We start from the raw sequence: 2,023 nt of genomic DNA on the forward strand, positions 1-2,023 counted from the left end.
ATCCTGCACTGCTCAGGCCAGGCCGCTTCGACCGCCAGGTTGTGGTGCCGAACCCCGACATCGTCGGCCGCGAAAAGATCCTCAAGGTGCATGTGCGCAACGTGCCGCTGGCGCCCAATGTCGACCTCAAGGTGATCGCGCGCGGTACGCCGGGCTTCTCCGGCGCCGACCTGATGAACCTCGTCAACGAATCCGCGCTGATGGCGGCGCGCCGCAACAAGCGTCTCGTCACCATGGCCGAATTCGAGGACGCCAAGGACAAGATCATGATGGGCGCCGAGCGTCGTTCGTCGGCCATGACGCAGGCCGAGAAGGAGCTCACCGCCTACCACGAGGCCGGCCACGCCATCCTCGCGCTCAACGTGCCGTCGGCCGATCCGCTGCACAAGGCCACCATCATCCCGCGCGGCCGCGCGCTCGGCATGGTCATGCAGTTGCCGGAAGGCGACCGCTATTCGATGAGCTACAAATACATGATCTCGCGGCTCGCCATCATGATGGGCGGTCGCGTCGCCGAGGAGTTCAAGTTCGGCAAGGAAAACATCACCTCGGGCGCGTCCTCGGACATCGAGCAGGCGACCAAGCTGGCGCGCGCCATGGTCACGCGCTGGGGCTTCTCAGACAAGCTCGGTCATGTCGCCTATGGCGACAACCAGGAAGAAGTGTTCCTCGGCCATTCGGTGGCGCGTACGCAAAACGTTTCGGAAGAGACGGCTCAGATCATAGATGCCGAAGTGCGCCGCCTGATCGACGAGGCCTATGTCTCGGCCAAGTCCATCCTGACCAAGAAGAAGAAGGAATGGATTGCGCTGGCGCAGGGCTTGCTCGAATACGAGACGCTGTCCGGCGAGGAGATCAAGCAGCTGATCGCCGGCCACAAGCCCGCGCGCGACCTTGGCGACGACACGCCGCCGAGCCGCGGCTCGGCTGTGCCGAAGTCCGGTGGCCGCCGCAAGAAGGGCCCGGAGCCCGAAGGCGGCATGGAACCGCAGCCGTCGAGCTGAGTTCGACCAAGCAGGTTGATTTTTAGAAACGCCGCGGCATGATCCGCGGCGTTTTTGTTTATAGAGGCCTTGCTGGCGGTCTGCCTCGCTTAAGGCCGCCCAGTTGTCGCGGACCCAGCGCGCTGCTCCTCAATTGCCCAACTGCAATGCAGGCGCCCATCCTGCAACGCTGGCAAGTTGGCGAAAGCCGGCGTGGCAGCCAATCTCCCCCCGTGTGGGGAGATGTCCGGCAGGACAGAGGGGGGCGCTGTCCCGCCGACATCTCAGGCCGGCCCTTCTGCTGGGCGGACTTTCGTTCGGACTGTTATCCTTGCTTTTCTCTCCGTCTTGGCTTCGCTGAGGCACTCTCCCCCTTTCATGAGGCGCGAGGAACCCAAGCCAGAAAGGCAGCGATCTTTCGCGCCCCCCTCTGCCCTGCCGGGCATCTCCCCCACGGGGAGGGAGATTGGCAGCTTTGCCGATGGCGCCTCCCTGCAAACGGCCTGTCCTGAACGTCGCCCAAGAAAAAAGCCCGCGAACCTTGCGGCTCGCGGGCTTCTTTCTTGTTCAGATATTGTTGTCGTTCAGCTCTTCAGCTTGGCGTTGCACAGGCTGTAGAAGCCGCCGCCCTTCTGGATCCACTTCAGGCCGCCAAGCGCATTGGCGTCCTTGAGGGCATAGTACTGGTCAAGGCAAGTATGCATGCGGCCTTTTCCGGGGGTCTCGCTGGCATATTTCGCCGAGATCGCAGAGGGGAAAGTGACGCCCTTGGGCGCAGCCGTCGTCGGCTTCGCCGGCTCCTTGGTGTAGCTCGCCTCGTCGGCGGCCGGCACGGTGTCGTCATCCGATGCGCCGGCGCCACATTCGGTCTTGCGGAAGTCGTTCCACTTCATGCCTTTCAGCGTGTTGGCCGTCTTGGCAGCCTGATACTTGGTGCTGCATTCGGCCATGCTCAGACCCTTGCCGCCATTGTCGGCGGGCGCCGCGGCAGCCTTGGTGGTTGCCGGCTTGGCGGCAAGGGTCTGGGCATGGCCGAATGC

General features: G+C 63.7%; 2 pseudogenes. One reads left to right on the plus strand and one right to left on the minus strand.

Features of this window, described 5'->3' with window-relative positions:
- Positions 1-1,004: pseudogene (locus tag EN935_RS33245) on the plus strand (cell division protein FtsH); the annotation flags it as partial.
- A 563-nt stretch (positions 1,005-1,567) separates the two neighbouring features.
- Here the strand turns inward: EN935_RS33245 and EN935_RS33250 are convergent.
- A pseudogene (locus EN935_RS33250) lies at positions 1,568-2,023 on the minus strand (hypothetical protein); the annotation flags it as partial.

The sequence above is a fragment of the Mesorhizobium sp. M7D.F.Ca.US.004.03.1.1 genome (assembly GCF_003998635.1).
Taxonomy (GTDB): Bacteria; Pseudomonadota; Alphaproteobacteria; order Rhizobiales; family Rhizobiaceae; genus Mesorhizobium; species Mesorhizobium loti.